At 74.6% G+C, this 19,175-nt stretch carries 15 protein-coding genes; 11 read left to right on the top strand and 4 right to left on the bottom strand.

Annotation, left to right across the window (positions count from 1 at the left end):
- Window positions 1-12: 12 nt before the first annotated feature.
- The 3 genes from EES41_RS32545 to EES41_RS32555 form a co-directional block, all read right to left on the bottom strand.
- Window positions 13-1,611 (bottom strand): FAD-binding oxidoreductase, encoded by a 1,599-nt coding sequence (locus EES41_RS32545; protein ID WP_123081506.1) that lies wholly within the window; start codon window positions 1,609-1,611, stop codon window positions 13-15.
- Window positions 1,612-1,766: 155 nt separating this feature from the next.
- Window positions 1,767-2,435 (bottom strand): class I SAM-dependent methyltransferase, encoded by a 669-nt coding sequence (locus EES41_RS32550; RefSeq protein WP_123081507.1) that lies wholly within the window; start codon window positions 2,433-2,435, stop codon window positions 1,767-1,769.
- Window positions 2,436-2,467: 32 nt separating this feature from the next.
- A complete protein-coding gene (locus EES41_RS32555; protein WP_254211814.1) occupies window positions 2,468-3,940 on the bottom strand; it encodes an IucA/IucC family protein in 1,473 nt (490 codons plus the stop codon).
- A 145-nt stretch (window positions 3,941-4,085) separates the two neighbouring features.
- On the opposite strand from EES41_RS32555, the gene EES41_RS32560 reads away from it, so the two are divergent.
- From EES41_RS32560 to EES41_RS32585, 6 genes are all read left to right on the top strand, one after another.
- Window positions 4,086-5,639: an IucA/IucC family protein gene (locus EES41_RS32560; RefSeq protein WP_123081509.1), complete on the top strand. Its 1,554-nt coding sequence runs from the start codon at window positions 4,086-4,088 to the stop codon at window positions 5,637-5,639.
- Window positions 5,640-5,782: 143 nt separating this feature from the next.
- Window positions 5,783-6,511 (top strand): GntR family transcriptional regulator, encoded by a 729-nt coding sequence (locus EES41_RS42425; protein ID WP_216827276.1) that lies wholly within the window; start codon window positions 5,783-5,785, stop codon window positions 6,509-6,511.
- A gap of 74 nt (window positions 6,512-6,585) precedes the next feature.
- Window positions 6,586-7,155, top strand: a complete 570-nt coding sequence (locus tag EES41_RS32570) for a hypothetical protein (RefSeq protein WP_123081510.1) — start codon at window positions 6,586-6,588, stop codon at window positions 7,153-7,155.
- Between the two features lie 100 nt (window positions 7,156-7,255).
- Entirely contained in the window at window positions 7,256-8,233 is a 978-nt protein-coding gene (locus EES41_RS32575) for a SigB/SigF/SigG family RNA polymerase sigma factor (RefSeq protein WP_254211651.1), read from the top strand.
- A gap of 202 nt (window positions 8,234-8,435) precedes the next feature.
- Window positions 8,436-9,497: a glycine betaine/L-proline ABC transporter ATP-binding protein gene (locus EES41_RS32580; RefSeq protein WP_123082836.1), complete on the top strand. Its 1,062-nt coding sequence runs from the start codon at window positions 8,436-8,438 to the stop codon at window positions 9,495-9,497.
- Complete coding sequence (locus EES41_RS32585; RefSeq protein WP_123081511.1) at window positions 9,497-11,296, top strand: ABC transporter permease/substrate binding protein; 1,800 nt, start codon at window positions 9,497-9,499, stop codon at window positions 11,294-11,296. The genes EES41_RS32580 and EES41_RS32585 overlap by 1 nt, the downstream gene beginning before the upstream one ends.
- 113 nt (window positions 11,297-11,409) lie before the next feature.
- Here the strand turns inward: EES41_RS32585 and EES41_RS32590 are convergent, their stop codons facing one another.
- Window positions 11,410-13,698, bottom strand: a complete 2,289-nt coding sequence (locus tag EES41_RS32590; RefSeq protein ID WP_123081512.1) for an MMPL family transporter — start codon at window positions 13,696-13,698, stop codon at window positions 11,410-11,412.
- A gap of 274 nt (window positions 13,699-13,972) precedes the next feature.
- Between EES41_RS32590 and EES41_RS32595 the strand changes: the two genes are divergently transcribed.
- The 5 genes from EES41_RS32595 (at window position 13,973) to EES41_RS32615 (ending at window position 19,113) form a co-directional block, all read left to right on the top strand.
- Window positions 13,973-15,217 (top strand): sensor histidine kinase, encoded by a 1,245-nt coding sequence (locus EES41_RS32595; RefSeq protein ID WP_123081513.1) that lies wholly within the window; start codon window positions 13,973-13,975, stop codon window positions 15,215-15,217.
- Window positions 15,214-15,879 (top strand): response regulator transcription factor, encoded by a 666-nt coding sequence (locus tag EES41_RS32600; RefSeq protein ID WP_123081514.1) that lies wholly within the window; start codon window positions 15,214-15,216, stop codon window positions 15,877-15,879. The genes EES41_RS32595 and EES41_RS32600 overlap by 4 nt, the downstream gene beginning before the upstream one ends.
- A gap of 142 nt (window positions 15,880-16,021) precedes the next feature.
- Entirely contained in the window at window positions 16,022-16,243 is a 222-nt protein-coding gene (locus EES41_RS32605; protein ID WP_123081515.1) for a hypothetical protein, read from the top strand.
- Between the two features lie 393 nt (window positions 16,244-16,636).
- Window positions 16,637-18,124, top strand: a complete 1,488-nt coding sequence (locus EES41_RS32610) for an APC family permease (protein ID WP_254211652.1) — start codon at window positions 16,637-16,639, stop codon at window positions 18,122-18,124.
- 20 nt (window positions 18,125-18,144) lie between these two features.
- Entirely contained in the window at window positions 18,145-19,113 is a 969-nt protein-coding gene (locus EES41_RS32615; RefSeq protein ID WP_123081516.1) for a hypothetical protein, read from the top strand.
- Window positions 19,114-19,175: the final 62 nt, after the last annotated feature.

Below are 19,175 nucleotides of genomic sequence, written 5' to 3' on the forward strand. Positions count from 1 at the left end.
GAAAGACAGGCCCTAGATGGCCTGGGGGAAGCGGAAGAGCCTGCCGGGGTCGTAGGTGCGCCGGACCGCTTCGAGCCGGGGCAGGTTCGGCCCGTGGCAGGCCTCGCGCCAGCCGTCGAGCGCGGGGTCGGCGTAGTTCTGGTACGCGCTGCCGCTCGCCCAGGGGCGCAGGTCGCGCCAGAGCCCGTCGAGCCACGCCCGGTGCCGGGCGACCTCGGCGGCCGGCGCGGACGCGGGCCAGTAGACGAGGTACTGGGCCAGGAAGGCGCTGTCGCGGTGCGCGAACGCGGTGGCACCGGCCGGCACCCGGTTCAGGGCTCCGCCGCACACCCCGTCGAACTGGACCACCCCGGTCCCGCCGCGCGGGACGGCCCCCGGATAGCGCCGGACGGCGTCCAGGACGGCGTCGACCGCCGCCCGCGGCAGCCCGTCGCCGGCCCAGAAGTCGGAGCGGGCCGCGTAGGAATCCCGCCCGAGCCGCCCCCTCGGGTCGCGGCCGGGCAGCACCCCGGGCAGGCGGCACTCGGCGCCGCCGCGGTCCAGGCAGCCGGCCAGGGCCCGCAGGGTGTCCCCGTGGTCGCGCACGTCGATCCGGCTGTCCCGGGGCTCCGCGCCGACCAGGGCGGACAGCCGGGCCAACCGCGCCTCCAGTTCGCCGCGCCCGCCGTCCAGGCACACCACGCGGACGACGGGCACGGCCGGCCCGGCCGCCGGACCGCCCTCGACGACGAACTCGACCTGGCTCCAGAACGGGTCCGGCAGCCCGGCCAGCCAGCGCTGCCAGCCGGCCAGTACGACCGCGGAATCGCCGCCGGGCCAGTGCAGTTCGGCGACCGCGCAGTCCCCGACGGGGTGCGTACGGAAGCGGAATTCGGTCACCACCCCGAAGTTCCCGCCGCCCGCCCCGCGCAGCGCCCAGAACAGCTCCGGATCCCCGTCGGGGCCGACCTCGCGGACGACCCCGTCCGGGGTGACCACCCGCGCCCCCGTGAGCCGGTCGGCGGTGGTCCCGTACGCCCGCGCGGACAGTCCGAGGCCGCCGCCGAGGGTGAGCCCCGCGATGCCGACGGAGGGGCACAGCCCGGTCGGGAGGCCCAGACCGCGCCCGGCGAGCGCCGCGCCCACGTCACCGAGGCGGGCCCCCGCGCCGATCCGTACGCCGGACCCCTCGACGCTCACGCCGGCCATCGCCCCGGTGTCGAGGACCAGCCCGGCCTCCCGGGTCGACCAGCCGGCGTAGCTGTGCCCGCCGCCGCGCGGGACCACCGGTACGGCGCAGCGGCGCGCGAAGTCCAGGCAGACGGCCACGTCCCCGGCGTGCGCGGGGTAGGCCACGGCGCCGGGTGCGACGGAGTCGTAGCGGGGCTGGAACAGCTGCCGGGCCTCGGCGTAGTCGCGGTCGCCGGGGAGGACCAGCCGGCCGTCCAGCGCCGCCGCCAGCGCACCGAAGTCCGCGCCGGAACCCGGTCCCCGGCGCGGGCTCCGGCCGGTGTTCCCGGCGGCGTTGCGGCCTGCGTTCCGGCCGCCGCCCCCGCCCGGCGCGGCCGCCCCGACGGTGGCGAGGGCGGCCCCGGCGGCGCTGGCGAGGACCTGGCGGCGGTGGAGGCTCATCCCCCTTTCCTGCCACCGCCCGGCCCGATCGCCGCGAAGGCGGGCCCACAGGGGCCGGGTTGCCCCCCGAACGGCCCACCCCCGGGACGCCGCACCGGGCCCACGGCGCGGCGGCGCGGCGGCCGCCGGGTGCCGAAGGGGCCGGGGGCGCGGGTCTACCCGGTGGGTTTGCGGACCAGTAGGAAACCCTGCGGGGACTTCTCGTCGGGGCCGGGTTCCCGGACCAGCCGGGCCACCTCCGCCAGGCCCGCCGCGGCCAGCAGCCCGGCGATCAGGCCGGGCGGGGTCCAGTACACGTCGAGCTCGACCGGGTGGCCGTACGCGTGCTCCAGCCGGGTCCGCGCGTCGCCCGCCTCGAAGGCGACCAGGGCGTATCCGCCCGGCGCCAGCACCCGCGCGAACTCCTCGAACAGCGGCGGAAGTTCCCCCGGCGGGGTGTGGACGGTGGAGTACCAGGCCAGGACCCCGCCCAGCACCCCGTCCGCGATGTCCAGCGCGGCCATCGACCCCACCTCGAACCGCAGCCCCGGGTAGCTCCGCCGGGCCACCGCCACCATCGCAGGGGAGAGGTCGACGCCGAAGGCCCGTACCCCGAGCGCGTCCAGGTGGGCCGTCACCCGGCCCGGACCGCAGCCCACGTCGGCCACGGCCCTGCCCCCGGAGCCGGCCGCGGCGGCCTCGCCGCGCACGTACTCGGCGAAGGCGGCCAGCATCGCCCGGTCCAGCGGCTTGCGGGCCAGCTCGGCGCCGAGCAGGCGGGCGTAGTCCACGGCGACGGCGTCGTAGGACGCCCGTACGGCATTGAGGTACGAGGTGTCGGTCATCCCCTCGACAGTAGCCCGCCCGGCCGCCCGGCTCACCCCCCGGCCAGCGGGTTGGGCAGCTCCGCCCACTGGTCGCCCGGCACGCCGGGGCTCAGCCGCATCAGGGTCAGCGCCTTGGTGGGCAGCGGCTCCGTCAGCAGCGCCCCGGAGTCGGCGGTGGGGGCGAGACCCGCCGCCGCGGCGCCGAGGTCCTCGGCGAGCGCGGCCGCCGAGCCGGCCGTGGCCCCGAGCGCCCCGGCCACCAGCGACCCGAACAGCTTGCGCCGCAGCACGCTCACGTCGTCGGTGATCAGCCGGCCGGACACCGGCGGCACCGGCAGACCGTGCCGGGCGAGCCGGGCCGGGCTGATCCGGATGTCGGCGAGGTCGCGGTAGACCAGCCGGAGCGGGGCCCCGGCGGGGGAGAGCACCACGAGCAGGTTCTGGCCATGGGCCTCCAGGGCCACGCCGAGGTCCAGCACCCGCAGGCACACCGTCAGCGCGAGCCGGGCGAACTCGGCCCGCCAGGCGGCGGAGCGGGCGAGCCCGGTGGCGGTCAGCGCCGCCACCGGTACGACCCGCTCGCCCGCGGCGGTGTCCGCGTACCGCTCCGGTGGCTCGCGCAGTACGGCGGCCAGGTCCGGGCTGTGCGCGGTGGCTGCGCCCAGGGTGCGGGTGATGTGCAGCCGCCCGTCGAGCCGCGCGGCCAGTGCCTCCGCGAAGGCGGAGACCGCGGCCGCCGTCTCGACGGAGTAGACGGAGATGTCCCGTACGGAGGAGGTCAGCCGGGTGCTCAGGGCGGTCTTCACGTGCGCGCCGCCCGCCACCGGTGCCAGGGTCCGCAGCGACATCAGCGGATGCGCCGCGAACCCGGAGTGCTGGAGGCCCTCCCCCTTGAGCACGTGCGCGGCCTGCCACGGGTGCACCGGGATCAGGATCCGCCCGGCGCCCCGCAGCTCCTGCGGCCATCCGTCCGTGACCAGGCACTCCCCGGGACGTACGGCGACCAGCCCGAGCTCGACCACCGGCCGGTGCTCCGGCGCGTACGCGAGCTGCTCGGCCACCGAGAACCCGGGCCGGGAGCGGCAGTTGGGGTGGTACGGATGCCCGTCGACCACCCGCTGCTCCCACCCCCAGGTGTGCGGCGGGTCCGGGTCCGGCGCGGCCGGCTGGGTGGCCCGGGACAGCGCGAGCGAGGCCGTGCTGTCGTCGAGCTCGGCGGCGAACTCCTCGCCGTGCGGCACGTTCAGCGCCGCCAGCAGCCGCGCGGCCTGCCGGTACGGCCGCCCGTCGAGGCGCAGCTCCGTGATGTGGTCCCCGGTCGCGTATGGATCCGGAAGCGGCCCCTCCAGCCGTCCGCCCCCTGCCGGCCGCACCACCAGGGAGGCGGCCGAGCGTTCCCGGCCGGCCACCCACGGCAGCGGTTCGAAGGCCAGCGCCCGCCAGAGCCGGCCCAGTACGGCCGCCCGGGCCCCGGGCAGGGCCGCGCCGTACGCGGATCCGAGCCCGGGCCGTACGCCGGCCAGCGCGGCGGCGACGGCCTCCTCGGCCGGGGAGCCGGGAGGGGCCGGCGGGGCCGGGGAGCCGGGCGGGGCGGGGGCGTGCGCGCTGCGGTCCAGGGTCCTGGTCCTCTCTTCATTGCTTTACCCGATGATCGGTGATGATCACCGAATGGATCGAATGGAACCAGTGGACCTCAACGCCGCCGCCGACGCCTACGCCGCGGCCCCCCTGCTGAACTGCCTGCTCAGGGAGGCGGCCGAGCCGGCCGGCGAGCCCGGCGTCCACCGGCTGCGCGGCAGCGGGCGGTTGCTCCGGGTGAGCGGCGGGCGCCGCCCCGCGCACCCCGAACTGCTGACGGAGCAGGGCTGGCACCCGCTCGGCGGGGCCGGACTGGTCAAGGTGGTCTCGGACGAACTGCTGCGGTACACCGGGGTCTCCAACGACGAGCTGCCCTCCGAGATCGCCGACAGCCGCGACGCCGTGGCCGCGCTGCTGGCCGCCCGGGCGCACGCACGGCCCCCGGCCGACCCGTACCTGCTCTCGGAGCAGTCCCTGGTGATGGGGCACCCGCACCACCCCGCCCCCAAGGCCCGGGGAGGGGCGCCGGCCGCGAGCTGGCTCCCGTACGCCCCCGAGGCCCACGCCCGCTTCCCGCTGGTCTTCCTCGGGCTGCGCGAGGACCAGCTGGCCGAGGAGGGCGGGCCGGCCGTCGCCGGGGCGCTCGACTCCCTCGCCGACGCCCTCGACGGGCCGCGCGCGCCCGCCGGATACCGGCTGCTGCCCGCGCACCCCTGGCAGCTGGAGCTGGTCGGCGCCCGGCGCGAGGTGCGCGAGGCCTTCGCCGACGGGCGGCTGCTGCGGCTCGGTCCCTCGCGGCTCCCGGCGTGGCCCACCGCCGCGATCCGGACCCTGTACGTCCAAGACGCCGCCGCCGACCTGTTCGTGAAGTTCAGCCTCGATGTCCGGATCACCAACGACGTGCGCCGGCTGTGGCGGCACGACCTGCAAAGGCTCCGCCGCACCGACGGCGCGGTCGAGGCGGGCTTCGACGAGCTGCGCCGCTCCGGGTCGAACGCGGCCTGGCTCGCCGACCGGGGGTACCGCACCGCGGCCTTCGCCTTCGAGGAACTCGCCGTCCTGGTCCGCGACGGGCTGCGCGCCCGGGTCGAACCGGGGGCGGTGGCGCTGCTGGCCGCCGCGCTCGCGGAGGGCTTCCCGGGCAGCCCGCTGGCCCCGGCCCGCACCGTCGACCCGGCCGCCTGGTGGCGGGCGTACCTGCGCCATGTCGTGCCCCCTGTGCTGGAACTCTTCGCCCGGCACGGGATCGTGCTGGAGGCGCACCTCCAGAACACCCTGGTCGCGGTCGACGCCGAGGGCATGCCGGTGCAGGCCCTCTTCCGCGATGCGGAGGGGGTGAAACTCCCGGGGGACCTGTCGCGTGCGGCGGCCTGGCAGCGGCTGGTGTACTGCCTGGTCGTCAACCACCTGGCGGAGGTGGGGGGAGCGCTCGCCGAGCGGTATCCGGACATGATGGCGCGGGTGTGGCCGGCCGTCCGCGCGGAGTTCCGGCGCTACGACGCGGAGCGCGGCGGACTCCCCGAGATCGCGGAACTGCTCGCCGGCCCCGCCCTGCCGGCCAAGACGAACCTGCTGTTGCGGTGGACCCGGGCGGACGGCGCGGACGCGCGCTACCTGCCGCTCCCGAATCCGCTGCGGGAGTAGCCGGCGGCGAGAACGGCCCGTGGCGGGAGGGATTTTGGCCAAGGTGCGGGGGTGCCCGGCCGTTCGGTGCCAACAGGTATAGACCAATGCTAGGTTGGTCGGGCAGACCGCGCAGTCCTTGACCACCCGTCAGAGGAGAAGCCATGCCCTCCCCTTCGCGGAGCGGCGGCCCGGCCGCCACGCCCAAGTACCAGCGGATCGCCGCAGCGCTGCGGCGCGAACTGGACCGCGCCGCGCACGCCCCCGGCGGCAGACTGCCCTCCGAACGCACCCTGGCCGCCCGCTACCAGGTCAACCGGCAGACGATCCGGGCCGCCCTCCGGCAACTGCGCCAGGACGGCCTCGTCGTCACCGGCCGCCGGGGCACCCGCCCGGCCCGGGCGCCCTTCCCGTCCCCGCCCCGGAGCCGGCTCACGCTGGCCACCGCCCCGCCCTCGCTCGCCGCCCTGCTCGGCATGCGCGCCGGGGAGCGCACCCTCGTCCACCACCGCCGCGAACTCGGCCCGGCGGGGGAGACCCTGCAGCACGCGGTCACGTACCTCTGCCCGGAGCTGGTCGCCCGCACCCCCGAACTGGCGGGGTACCGCGACCGGGCGGAGGCCGGCGTCCGTGACGAGGACCTCGGGCCGCTGCACCGCTGGCTGGAGGAGAGCGCGGCGAACGCCCGGATCGCCGAGACCCTCACGATGACCCGGACCCGTCACCCGCACACCACGGCCCCCGCCGCCTGCGGACTCACCGTCCGGCGCACCCTGCACGACGATGCGGGGCGCCTGATCGCCCTCACCGATCTGGTGTTCCCCTCCTGGGACCGGCTCACCATCCACCGCGACCGGGCCGCCACCGGGTTCCGCGTCACCCAGGACCACTGACAACACCGCCCCTCCGCGGGGCCCTTGGATAGGGTGGCGCGACGGTTTTCCGGCGGTGGACGAGGGTGAAGAGCATGACGAAGACACGACGCGGCCCGATCCGGGCGGCCGTGCCGCTCATTCCGGCGGCCGCCCTGGCCGCCCTGGCCGCCCTGGTGACGGGGTGCAGCGCGGACGCGGACCGCGACGGCGACGGCAGACCGGAATCGGCGGGCCGGGCCGCCCTCGCCGCCGACGCGGGCACCGGGGCGACCCCGGACAAGGCGCGGATCGCGGAGAACGTGAAGTCCGCCCTGGAAGTGAGGATCTCCACGGGCGAGGGCCGGTTCGGCAGCGGCACCCACTCCCCGTGCGCGAGCTCCTCGCCGAAGGTGTTCACCGAGGAGTGCGGCGAGGCGGCCGACTACACCCGGGAGGCCGCCCGCTTCGCCCTCGACGAGATCGACGGCCGCTCGGGCTTCGCCACCCTCGGTACCACCGCCCGCAAACTGGACAAGGCGGCCGCCACCTACCGCGACCTCGGCTGCGCGAAGAACCCGGCCGCCGCGGACGCCCGCAAGGCCTGCCTGGATCCGGCGGCCGTCGTCGCCCAGGGCTTCTCGGACCTGCGGGACGGAGCCAACCTGGGCCTCGCGGGAAAGTAGCGTAAATCACACGATCTTTGACGTATTCGCCGGAAGGGTCCACCATCAACGGCAGTCAAGGTCCCGCGCCGCAAGCCGACCAGCCCAAGGAGCGAACCCCATGCCGGCCCCTGTCCAGTCCACCCGTACCGCCGACCCCGTCCATACCGCCGACCCCACTGACCCCACCGATACCGCCGACCCGGCGCGCACCACCCCCCTCCTGCCCCGTCCCCGCCGCCCGTACACCGAGGCCGCCGGGATCGCGGACCTGCCCCGCATCGACGAACCCCGCGAGGTGGCCCCCGCCGACGCGAGGGAGCTGTCGAGGGTCTTCTTCCTGCGGCTCCGCGAACTGACCGAGGGCACTGCGGAGCACCAGTACGTCCGCAACACCCTCATCGAGATGAACGCCTCACTCGTCCAGTACGCCGTGCGCCGCTTCCGGTCCCGGTGTGACGGAGGCGACATCGAGGACGTCGTCCAGGTCGGCACCATCGGCCTGATCAAGGCCATCGACCGGTTCGACCCGGCCCGCGAGAACGAGTTCTCCACCCTCGCCATGCCGTACATCACAGGCGAGATCAAGCGGCACTTCCGCGACACCTCCTGGGCCGTCCGCGTCCCGCGCCGCCTCCAGGAGCTCCGCATCGACATCGCGAAGGCGAAGGAGGAACTGACCGTCCGGCTCGACCGCTCGCCGACCGTCACCGACCTCGCCGGGCACCTCGGCCTCACGGACGAAGAGGTCGTCGAGGGGCTGGTCGCCGCCAACGGCCACACCAGCGGCTCCCTCGACGCCCCGCACTCCGAGCACGGCGACGGCCCCACCACGGGGCACACCCTCGCCGACGTGATGGGCGAGGAAGAGCCCGCCCTGGCGCTGGTCGAGGACGTCCAGGCCCTGGCCCCGCTGCTGGAACGGCTCAGCGAGCGCGAGCGCAGCATGCTGCGGATGCGCTTCGGCGAGGAGCTCACCCAGGCCCAGATCGGCGCCGCCCTCGGCATCTCCCAGATGCAGGTCTCGCGGCTGCTGAACCGGATCCTGGCCCACCTGCGCGCCTCCCTGCTGGCGGAGCCGGCACCCGAGACCTCGTAGCCTCCGGCCCGCGCGTCGGCGTGAGGTGGCTCACCTTGGTGTTTGCGCCGGTTAAGTGCGGGCACCCGGGTCCGTGGAGCGGACCCTCCCTCCGGCCCCACACGGCCGGCGAGAGGGACGGGCGGATCCCGTGCCGCTCCACGGGCCGCCCGGCCCCCGAGGCCGGGCGCGCGCCGTACCAGGTACGACCCGCGAGGTGTATGTGTCCACGCTCCAGGCCGAGCACGTGTACAAGGTGTTCGGCAGACACCCCGACGAGGCGGCGGCCGCCGTCCGCACGCTCCAGGGCGGCGCGGACCGCGAGGAACTGCGCGCCGAGGGAACCACGGCCGCCGTCATCGACGCCTCCTTCAGCGTCGAGCCCGGCCAGATCTTCGTCGTCATGGGTCTGTCCGGATCCGGAAAGTCCACGCTGCTGCGCATGCTCAACGGACTGCTGGAGCCCACCGCGGGGCGCATCCTCTTCGACGGCCAGGACCTCACCGCGCTCAGCCCGCGTGAGCTGCGCCACGTACGCTCCACCAAGATCAGCATGGTGTTCCAGCACTTCGCGCTGTTCCCGCACCGCGACGTCCTCGACAACGCCGCCTACGGCCTGGAGGTCCAGGGTGTCCCCCGGGCCGAGCGCGAACGGCGCGCCGCCGAGGCGCTGGAGCTGTGCGGGCTCGGCGGCTGGGAGAAGTCCTGGCCCGACGAGCTCTCCGGCGGCATGCAGCAGCGCGTCGGCCTGGCCCGCGCGCTGGCCACCGACGCCGACCTGCTCCTGATGGACGAGTCCTTCAGCGCCCTCGACCCGCTGATCCGGCGCGACATGCAGGACCAGCTGCTCGAACTCCAGCGGCGCCTGAAGAAGACCATCGTCTTCATCACCCACGACCTCAACGAGGCCATGCGCCTCGGCGACGGCATCGCCGTCATGCGCGACGGCCGCATCGTCCAGCAGGGCACCGCCGAGGACATCCTGACGCGCCCCGCCGACGACTACGTCGCCTCCTTCATCCAGGACGTCGACCGCTCCCGGGTCCTGACGGCCGACGCCGTCATGGAGGACGCGGAGCCGGCCGCGGACGCCTGTGGCTGCCCCACCGTCAGTGCCGACACCCCGCTCGCCGACCTGTGCGCGGTCAGCGCCCGCGTCCCGCACGCGGTCGCCGTCACCGCCGAGGACGGCTCCGTCATCGGCTCCGTGTCCCAGGACCGCCTCATCGCCTTCATCGGTGACGAACAACGTCCCCCGATGTACTGCGCGGAGGTGGCCGCCTGATGCCCCGCCTGCCCCTCGGCTCCTGGGTCGACACCGGAGTCGAATTCCTCCAGCGCCACCTGTCCTGGCTGTTCGACGCCATCAGCACGGTCGTCACCGGCCTCTACGACGGCATCGACGCCGTCCTCTCGGCCCCCGCCCCGCTGCTGCTCGCGGGCATCCTCGCCGTCGCCGCCTGGTGGCTGCGCGGACTGCTGGCCGCCCTGCTCGCCATCGCCGGGTTCGCCCTCGTGGATTCCATAGGCTTGTGGGACGAGGCGATGTCGACGCTGTCGCTGGTGCTCGTCGCGACCCTGATCACCCTGGTGATCTCGGTCCCGCTCGGCATCTGGGCGTCCCGCTCCGACCGGGTCAGCGCCGTACTGCGGCCCGTCCTGGACTTCATGCAGACCATGCCGGCCATGGTCTACCTGATCCCCGGCATCATCTTCTTCGGGGTCGGCGTGGTGCCCGGCATCATCGCGACCATCATCTTCTCGCTGCCGCCCGGCGTACGGATGACCGAGCTCGGCATCCGCCAGGTCGACGGCGAACTCGTCGAGGCCGCCGACGCCTTCGGCACCACCCCGCGCGACACGCTGGTCCGCGTCCAGCTCCCGCTGGCCCTGCCCACGATCATGGCGGGCGTCAACCAGGTCATCATGCTCGGCCTGTCCATGGTCGTCATCGCCGGCATGGTCGGCGGCGGCGGTCTCGGCGGCGCCGTCTACAAGGCCATCGGCAACGTGGACATCGGCCTCGGCTTCGAGGCGGGCATCTCCATCGTCATCCTGGCCATGTACCTGGACCGGATGACCGGCGCGCTCGGCCGTCAGGTCTCCCCGCTCGGCCGCCGCGCCCTCGCCAAGGTCCGGGCCGGCGCGAGCGGCGCCGCCAAGGTGTGGAACCACCGCCCCCAGCCGGCGTACGCCATCGCCGGAGCCGTCGTCCTCGCCCTCGTCGCGGGCGGCCTGAGCACCTTCGGGCCCGGCTCCGGATCCGGTGAGACCAAGGCCGGCGGCCTCGCCGACGTCGGCAAGGGCCGCAAGATCAGCCTCGGCTACATCCCCTGGGACGAGGGCGTCGCCTCCACCTTCCTGTGGAAGGAGCTCCTGGAGCGCCGCGGCTTCGAGGTCGATGCCCGCCAGCTGGAGCTCGGCGCGCTCTTCACCGGGCTCGCGGGCGGCCAGGTCGACTTCCAGACCGACTCGTGGCTGCCCGTCACCCAGGCCCAGTACTGGGAGAAGTACGGGAACAAGCTGGACGACCTCGGCTCCTGGTACGGCCCGACCTCCATCGAGCTGTCCGTGCCCTCGTACATGAAGGACGTGAAGTCCCTCGCCGACCTCAAGGGCAAGGGCTCGCAGTTCAAGGGGCGGATCATCGGCATCGAGCCCAGCGCCGGCGCGATGGGCCTCCTCAAGGACAAGGTGCTGCCCGCCTACGGGCTCGACGGCGAGTACAAGGTCGTCGACGGTTCGACCCCCGGCATGCTCGCCGAACTCAAGCGGGCGTACGACAAGCACGAGCCGGTCGCGGTCGTGCTGTGGTCCCCGCACTGGGCCTACGCCTCGTACGACCTGCACAAGCTCGAAGACCCCAAGGGCTCCTGGGGCAAGGGCGACGGCATCCACACCCTCGCCCGCAAGGGCTTCGCCAAGGACGAGCCGGAAGTGGCCAAGTGGCTGCGCTCCTTCAAGCTGAGCGAGGCCCAGCTGACCGGCCTGGAGGCGAAGATCCAGGAGAGCGGCAAGGGCAAGGAGCAGCAGGCGGTCCGCGCCTGGCTCGCCGAGCACCCCGAGGTCGCCAAGATGGCGTGAGCGTGAGCGGGACGGAGTGAGCGCCGAGGCGCGCACCCACACGCCGGCGCCGGCGCGCGGAGGGACCCTACGGTCCTCCGCGCGCCGGCGCCTTCGCGTGTCCGGCCGGTCCCTCAGCCCACCGGCAGGTGCCGCCCGGTGCCGGCGTCGTCGGAGTGCCGGGCCTTCCCGGTGTGTTCGGTGTGCCCGTCGTGCCCGGCCTCCCCGGTGTCGTCGGTGGCGGCGGTGGCGACGGTGGCGACGGGAGGCCGGTCGGTGCCCCGCGGCGGCACCGGCCACCAGATCGACCGGCCCAGCAGCGCGGCCAGCGCCGGTACCAGCACGATCGACAGGACGAACGCGGACAGCACGATCCCGAGCGCCGTCGCGAAGCCGATCTCCTGGGTGCCCGGGGCCGGGTTGACGGCCAGGCTCCCGAACGAGGCGGCGAGCACCAGACCCGCCGTCGCGATGGCCGGCGCGGTGTGCCGTACCGCGCGGGCCACGGCCGCCCGGGCCGGACCGGGCCGCTCCATCTCCTCCCGTATCCGGTCGCTGATCAGGATGTTGTAGTCGGTGCCCAGCGCGACCACGAACAGGAACAGCACCAGCGGCAGCGTGAAGTTCACCCCCGGCCGGTCCAGCAGGTTCTGGGAGACCAGCGCCGAGGCGCCGAGGGTCGCGGCGAAGCCCAGCCCGACGGAGACCATCAGGACCAGCGGCGCGAGCAGACTGCGCAGCAGCAGGAGCAGGATCAGCGAGATGAGCCCGGCGGCCACCGGGAAGACCACCTTGAGGTCGTCGGAGACGGCGGAGGAGATGTCGGCGAAGAGCGCTGCCGTGCCCCCCACATGTACCTCGGTGCCCTCGGGCCGGTGCGCGGCCACCGTGTCCCGCAGCGGCCCGGAGACCAGGTCGCGGGCCTGCTGACCCTGTGGATCGGCGGTCAGGAACAGGTCGATGCGGGCCGCCCTGCCGTCCTCGCTGGGCACGGCCGGGGCGACCTGTCCGACCCCGTCGAGCGCCGCCAGCGCCTTCGACAGCGCGCCCAGCCCCGGTGCGTCCACGCCGCCGCCGTCGGCCGCGGTGACGAACACGGTGGTCGGGTCCGACACCCCGGCGGGCAGTGCGCGCGAGATCTCGGCCGCCGTCCGAGCCGCCGCCGTCCGCTCGTCGCCCGGACCGCCCTGCCCGTAGTCCACCCGCATCCCCGCCAGGCCCGCCGCCAGCGCGCCGAGCAGTGCCAGCGAGGCGAGCACCATGGTCACCGGGCGGGTCGCCACCCGGCGGCCCGTCCGCCCGGCCATCCCCTCGCGGGGCTCGCGGCGCAGGGCGCGCGAGGGCCAGAACATCCTCCGCCCGGTAACGGCCAGCAGCGCCGGCATCAGGGTGAGACTGCCCAGCAGCATCACCAGAACGGACACCGCGATCGCCGGGCCGAGCACCCGGAACTGGCCGAACGTCGCCACCCCGAGCGTGGAGAACGCGGCGACGATCGTCAGCGCCGCGGAGGTGACCGCCGTACCCACCCGGCCGGCGATCTCGGCCGCCGCCTCGCGGCCGCTCTGCCCGGGCCGGGAGCGCAGCTGCTCACGGAAGCGGAACAGCAGGAAGAGGAAGTAGTCGATGCCGATCCCGATCAGCACCACGCCGATCAACTGCGGTGTCGAGGAGTCGAGCTGGATGCCGGTGAGCAGGGAGGCGCCGACCACCACACCGGAGGCGGCGCCGCCGATCACCGACACCACCAGCAGCGGCAGCAGCGCCGCCAGGACGCTGCGGAACACCAGGACGTGCAGCAGCACGATCACGGCGAGCATCGCCGCACCGACGATCCGGGACCGCGTCTTCTCGGCGTCGGCGGTGTCCACGGTGGCCGCGAGGCCGGAGGTGAACCCGGTCCGCAGACCGGCCTCGGCGAACTCGGCCCGGGCGTGGTCCCGGAAGGCCCGGTACAGGTCCTGCATCCCGGGGTCCTGGGGATTGCCGGTCAGTTCCACCGCCAGCAGCCTAAAGCTCCGGTCCGGGGCCGTCATCGCCGGGCTGACCCGGGGGATCTGCGTGCGGTCCTGCGTGAAGGGCGGAGTCTCCCCGGTCTTCGGCATCACCACCTCGCGGCGGGCCAGCTTCCCGGCCACGGCGTCGATCCGCCGCTCGTCGGAGGCGGACAGCTCCGCGCCGTCCGCCCGCGCCACCAGCACGGTCAGGGGATTGGCGTCGGGCCTGGCCCCGAAGTGCTCCTCGGCGACCTTCAGCGCGGCCGCGGAATCGTAGGTGGCGGGCAGGAACTCGCCCGTACTGGGCTGTGTGGCGCGGAAGACGAGCGCCTGGCCGAGGACGGTCGTGGCGATACCCAGCACCGCCCACAGGGCGATGACCTTCCACGGACTTCGGGTGGCGAAGCCGGTCAGGGCGCGGATCACAGGGTCCTCCGTAACTCGAACGACCGGGGAACTCCCGGACGTTCTCCAGCTCATCAGCGGCGGCACCCCGAAACGTCGTGGTCAGGGAGGAAGCCGCACCCGGGACCGGGGTCCGGCGCACTCCCCGGACCAGGACCTCAGTCCTGGTCCGGCCTCCGCCCCCGGGCCCTGCGCGCGCCGGGGAGCCGCTGCGAGAATGGACCCCGTACGTACGTGACCTGCGGCTGCTCCGGTTCGGATCCGGCGGGCCGGCGACGGAGGGGGACCGGCGGGCATGCCGATACGCAGCGAGGACCGGACCGGCCCGACCGGTCAGGAGGGGGCGCAGGCCCCGGGCCGCCGGACCCGCTGGGACAGGGTGCGCGAGCCGGCCTTCGCGTGGACGCGCAGTGACGCGCTCCTGGCCATCGGAACCGCCGCGAACGACCTGATCGGCTTCTCGCTCGGCGCCACGGAGGACGGCCGTCCCCTCACCGTGTCCGCCGTGGTCCTCGTGGTCCTGGGCGGGGCCTGTGTACTGGCCCGCCGGGCCAGACCGGTGACGGTGCTCTGCGCCGTCCTCGCCCTGGGCGTGGCGCTGAACCTGACCACGCCGACGGGCCCGCACTTCTCCGCCGCCTTCGCCGTCGCGCTGTACACCGTGACCCGGCTGCGCGGCCCGGCGGTCACGGCGGCGGCCGCCCTCGCGACCGTGCCACTGACGTTGATCAGCGGGGGCCACGGCGCGGTGTCCCCACTCACCGGCGTCCTCAGCAACACGGTGGCGGTCCTCCTCGTCGTCGGTACCGGACTGCTGGTGCGGCGCTGGCAGCAGGAGGCCGAGGCCCGGCGCACCCTGCTGGCCGACCGGGCCGTCGCCGAGGAACGCCGCCGGATCGCCCGGGAGCTGCACGACATCGTGGCCCACCACATCACCACCATGCAGCTGATGGCCGGCGGCGCCCGGGCCAACCTCGCGCACGACCCCGAGGCGGCCCGCGAGGCACTGGTCACCCTGGAGGGCTCCGGGCGGATGGCGCTCGGCGAGATGCGCCAGCTCCTCGACGTACTGCGGGCCGGAGAGGAACCGGAACAGGTGCCCCCGGAGCCGCAGCCCGGGGCGGGGGACCTCGGCCGGATCATCACGGAATCCCGGCTGGCCGGGACGCCGACCGAGTTCACCGTCCACGGGACGGCCCGCCCGCTGCCGCCGACCGTCGGGCTCACGGTGTTCCGGATCGTCCAGGAGGCCCTGACCAACGCCCGCAAGCACGCCGGGGGCGCGCGGGCCCACGTACGGCTGACGTACCGGCCGGAGGGCGTGGACGTGGAGGTGCGGGACGACGGCGCAGGCGCCCGGCCCGGACCCGCGCGGCCGGCCGCCGGCAGCGGGTACGGTCTGATCGGAATGCGGGAACGCGTCGCCCTGCAAGGCGGCACCCTGGAGGCCGGCGCCTGCGACGGCGGCGGGTTCAGGGTGGCGGCCGTGCTTCCGGCCGGCGCGGTCCCGGGGGGACGGGGAGGGGAACGACGCGGATGATCCGTGTGCTGATAGCCGACGACCAGCCGCTGGTACGGCGGGGCCTCGCCCTGATCCTGGCGCCCGACCCGGCGTTCGAGGTGGTCGGCGAGGCCGAGGACGGGGCCCGGGCCGTCGCCCTGGCCCACGAGCTGCGGCCCGACGTCGTCGTCATGGACATCCGGATGCCGGTCCTCGACGGGGTCAGGGCCACCGAGGAACTGGCGCGCACGCTGCCCGCCTCCCGCGTCCTGGCCCTCAGCACCTTCGACATGGACGAGTACGTGGTCGCCGCCCTGCGCGCCGGCGCCTACGGGTTCCTCCCCAAGGACGTCTCCCCGGAGGAGCTCATCGCCGGGGTCCACACCGTCCACACCGGCGAGGCCGCGGTCGCGCCCCGGTTGCTCACCCGGCTGATCTCCGCCTACGTACGGGCCCCCGCCCGGCCGCGGCCGGTGACGGCGGCCCCGGCCGGCCTCACCCCGCGCGAGCTGGAGATCTGGCGGCTGCTGGCCGCCGGGTTCGACAACGCGGAGATCGCCGCGGACCTGGACATCAGCGTCTCCACGGTCAAGAACCACATCACCGGCATCTTCTCCAAACTGGGCGTCCGCGACCGCGCCCAGGCGGTCATCGCGGCGTACGAATCGGGCCTGGTGGCGGTCGGCCACGGGAGCGGTTGATCGGCAAGTGCCCGCAGAGGACCGGAATCCCCCTGGTGACCACACCTCTGACCAGCCGGAACACTGGACGATTCGCCCGTGCGCGGCGGGGCCGGTCCATGGCACAGTCTCAGCAGCACAACCCCCGGACCAGGGAGCACTCATGCGCGATCCGCAGTCCACGCCGCGGCTGACGGCAGCCCCGGACCACGCGCCGGAGCCGAGCCCGCTGCCCCGCTGCCCGGTCTGCGCGCGCCTGCCGGAACGCATCTCCTGGCGCCAGCGCCCGGGCCGCCCCGTGCTCCTGGTCTTCGACCCCTGCGGCCACCGCCACACCTCCCCGGCCCCGCCGATCCTCGCGGTCACCCCGCCGGGCACCCCGTAGGCGGCGGGAGAACGCCCGCGAATCCTCGGCACATTGATGAAAGTTGCATTGAATCGAATATCAATGTCCGCTCTGACATCCAGGATCCGCACCAGGGCTCTTGCGCTTCCCGCGCGGCTTCGGCAGGATCTGGCACCTGCCTCTCCACCCGGACGCGTGAACCGCCGCCGGGTCGGCTCTGCAAGGGCCCGGAACGCCACAGCGATGCCGCCCAGTTGCCGATCCACCCCATCCCCGCCCCCACCAGCCGCGCCCCGCCCCACCCAGCCGTGCCACCGCCGAGCAGTGCGGCTCCGCGCCGCGCCGCGCATCGCGTGGCCTCGCCCCGCCTTGCCCGCAGGCGGCCGGCCGCACGGCACGGGGCCGCCGGCATCCCTAGGAAAGGCGTCACCGTTGAGCAAGCACGTTGGTGCCGGGGGAGGCCTACGGGCCGACGCCCTGGGCCGGTTCGACTCCGTCGTCATGGCGGTCGCGGGCTGCGGTCCCGCCTACACCATCGCCGTCACCCTCCCGGCGCTGATAGCCGCCGTCGGCGTCGCCGGCCCCGCCGTACTCCTGTACTGCGCGATCCCCATGGTGGGCATCGCCCTCGCCTTCCGCCACCTCGGCCGCCTCGACCCCAACGCCGGCGCCGCCTACGCCTGGGTCGGCAGGTCCCTGCACCCCTTCCTCGGCTTCCTCAGCGGCTGGGCGGTCGTCGTCTCCACCACCGTCTTCATGGCCTCCAGCGCCCTGCCGGCGGGCAGCGCGACGCTCGCCCTCCTCGGCCTCGACACGAGCGGCTCCACCCTGCTGCCCACCGCGATCGGAGCGCTCTGGTTCCTGCTCGTGGCCGGCGTGGTCATGTTCGGTGCCCGGATCAGCGCCCACGCCCAGACCCTCATCACCGGCGCGCAGCTGGTCCTGCTCGTGGTCTTCGCCGTCGCCGCGATGGCCAAGGACGGCAACGCGGCCGACTTCTCCCTCTCCTGGTTCGGCTTCAGCCACTTCGGCAGCGAACACACCTTCGTCGGCGGCGCCCTGATCGCCGTCTTCGCCTACTGGGGCTGGGACGTGACGAGCAACCTCGGCGAGGAGACCCGCGGCGGCCGCCGCGGCTCGGGATTCGGGGGCGTGATCGGCGTCCTCATGGTCTTCGCCCTGTTCACCGTCTTCACCATCTCCGTCAACATCCTCATCGGGACCGACGCCGTCCGCCGCGCCCCCGGCGATTTCCTGACCGTCCTCGGCGATGCCATCTGGCCCGGCTGGGGCGGCCGCCTGCTCGTTCTCGCCGTGCTGCTCTCCACCGTCGCCACCCTGAACACCTCGCTCATCCAGGCCACCCGCACCCTCTTCGCGATGGGCCGCGACCACACCCTCCCCCCGGCCTTCGGCCGGCTCCACCCCCACCGCCAGACCCCCTGGACCGCCACCGCCGTCGTTGCGACCGTCGCCCTGGTCTTCACCGCCGCCGTCACGCTCGGCTCCGGCGCGGGACTGCTCGCCGACGCCCTCAGCGGCATCGGCCTCCAGATCGCGTTCTACTACAGCCTCACCGCGTTCTCCGCCGTAGTGGTCCACCGCAAGACGCTGTTCACCTCCGCGGGCAGTTTCCTCCTCGTCGGAGCGTGGCCGCTGTGCGGAGGACTGTTCATGCTGTGGATCCTGGCCCAGTCGGTGACCGAACTGAACGCCGCCGCCCTCACCATCGGCCTCGGTACGCTCGCCCTGGGCACCGTGCCCATGCTGGTGTCCTGGTTCCGCGGCAGGTCGTACTTCCAGCCGAGCCCCCTCGACCCCCAGCGGGCCCAGGACGTCGACGAGTCCTACGGCGTGACGGGCCACGACCCCACCCGCGCCGCCGCCGGCCGACCGGACGAACTGCTCACCGACTTCTGACCGGAGGAAGGTCCCGTCCCATGGCCTGGAAGCGCCGCCGCTCCGCGGCAGCACCGCAGTACGACCCCGCGTTCACCGACGGCGCCCTCTCCGAGGCCTGCCAGGACATCGCCGCCGGGCGCTGGCAGGGCCCCCGCGACCTCCTCGCCGCCGGAGCCGCCCACGACTGGGACCGGCGCACCCACCGGATCCGGCTGCTCGCCAACGCCGCCGCCGACAAACGGGTCGTGGAGGCCTGGCAGGCCTCCGAACCCCACAGCCTCGACGCCGTCGTCCTGCGCGCCGACACCGAGGTGATGCGCATGTTCGCCGTCGCCCGCGGCGGGACCATACCCGCGCGGGAGCTCCTGGACCACACCGCCCGGATCTGCCTGCGCGCCTGCGAAGCCGCGCCCGCGGACCCCCACCCCTGGCTGTCGCTGATCACCCTGGCGCGGCTGTACGAAGGCGGGCACGCCTCCATGGGCCGCTGGTGGCAGGAACTCCGCGTCCGCGACCCGTACCACCGGGAGGGCCACCACCAGGGGCTGCGCTACATGTCCGCCCGCTGGCACGGCTCGCACGGCCAGGCGTACAACTTCGCGCGGGACTCCGCGGCCGCCGCCCCGCCCGGCTCCGCCCTCGCCGTCCTCCCACAGGTCGCCCGGGCCGAACAGTTCCGCCACCGGGTGGAGGCCGAGGGCCGGGCCGGCCTCGACCTCCTGCACCACTGGAGCGGGGACGCGGCCCGCTGGGACCTGCGGACCACCATGGAGCGGTGGCTCGCGGCCCGCACCGTCCCGGCGGCCCAGGACGTCGCCGACCTCAACTGCCTGGCCCACGGCCTCGTCCACGCGGGCATGCTCCCCGAGGCGGCCCACGTCTTCGGGCTGCTCGACGGCCGCGCCACGCGCGTGCCCTGGTCGTACACGGGCGACGCGGAGGAGCAGTACGTCCGCTGGCGCGAACGGGCCGCCGCGGCGGTGGCCAGAACCCCCGGGACCCGGTGATCACGCAGCTCAGCGCCCCTTGATAGCCTCCGCCCGCAGGGTGTGATCAGGCTGGAGCAGGG

Source organism: Streptomyces sp. ADI95-16 (assembly GCF_003721495.1).
Classification (GTDB): domain Bacteria; phylum Actinomycetota; class Actinomycetes; order Streptomycetales; family Streptomycetaceae; genus Streptomyces; species Streptomyces goshikiensis.

Coding starts and splice junctions, on each gene's coding strand:
- EES41_RS32545 (WP_123081506.1), bottom strand. CDS start 1,611: ATGAGCCTCCACCGCCGCCAGGTCCTCGCCAGCGCCGCCGGGGCCGCC.
- EES41_RS32550 (WP_123081507.1), bottom strand. CDS start 2,435: ATGACCGACACCTCGTACCTCAATGCCGTACGGGCGTCCTACGACGCC.
- EES41_RS32560 (WP_123081509.1), top strand. CDS start 4,086: ATGGATCGAATGGAACCAGTGGACCTCAACGCCGCCGCCGACGCCTAC.
- EES41_RS42425 (WP_216827276.1), top strand. CDS start 5,783: ATGCCCTCCCCTTCGCGGAGCGGCGGCCCGGCCGCCACGCCCAAGTAC.
- EES41_RS32570 (WP_123081510.1), top strand. CDS start 6,586: ATGACGAAGACACGACGCGGCCCGATCCGGGCGGCCGTGCCGCTCATT.
- EES41_RS32575 (WP_254211651.1), top strand. CDS start 7,256: ATGCCGGCCCCTGTCCAGTCCACCCGTACCGCCGACCCCGTCCATACC.
- EES41_RS32585 (WP_123081511.1), top strand. CDS start 9,497: ATGCCCCGCCTGCCCCTCGGCTCCTGGGTCGACACCGGAGTCGAATTC.
- EES41_RS32595 (WP_123081513.1), top strand. CDS start 13,973: ATGCCGATACGCAGCGAGGACCGGACCGGCCCGACCGGTCAGGAGGGG.
- EES41_RS32600 (WP_123081514.1), top strand. CDS start 15,214: ATGATCCGTGTGCTGATAGCCGACGACCAGCCGCTGGTACGGCGGGGC.
- EES41_RS32605 (WP_123081515.1), top strand. CDS start 16,022: ATGCGCGATCCGCAGTCCACGCCGCGGCTGACGGCAGCCCCGGACCAC.
- EES41_RS32615 (WP_123081516.1), top strand. CDS start 18,145: ATGGCCTGGAAGCGCCGCCGCTCCGCGGCAGCACCGCAGTACGACCCC.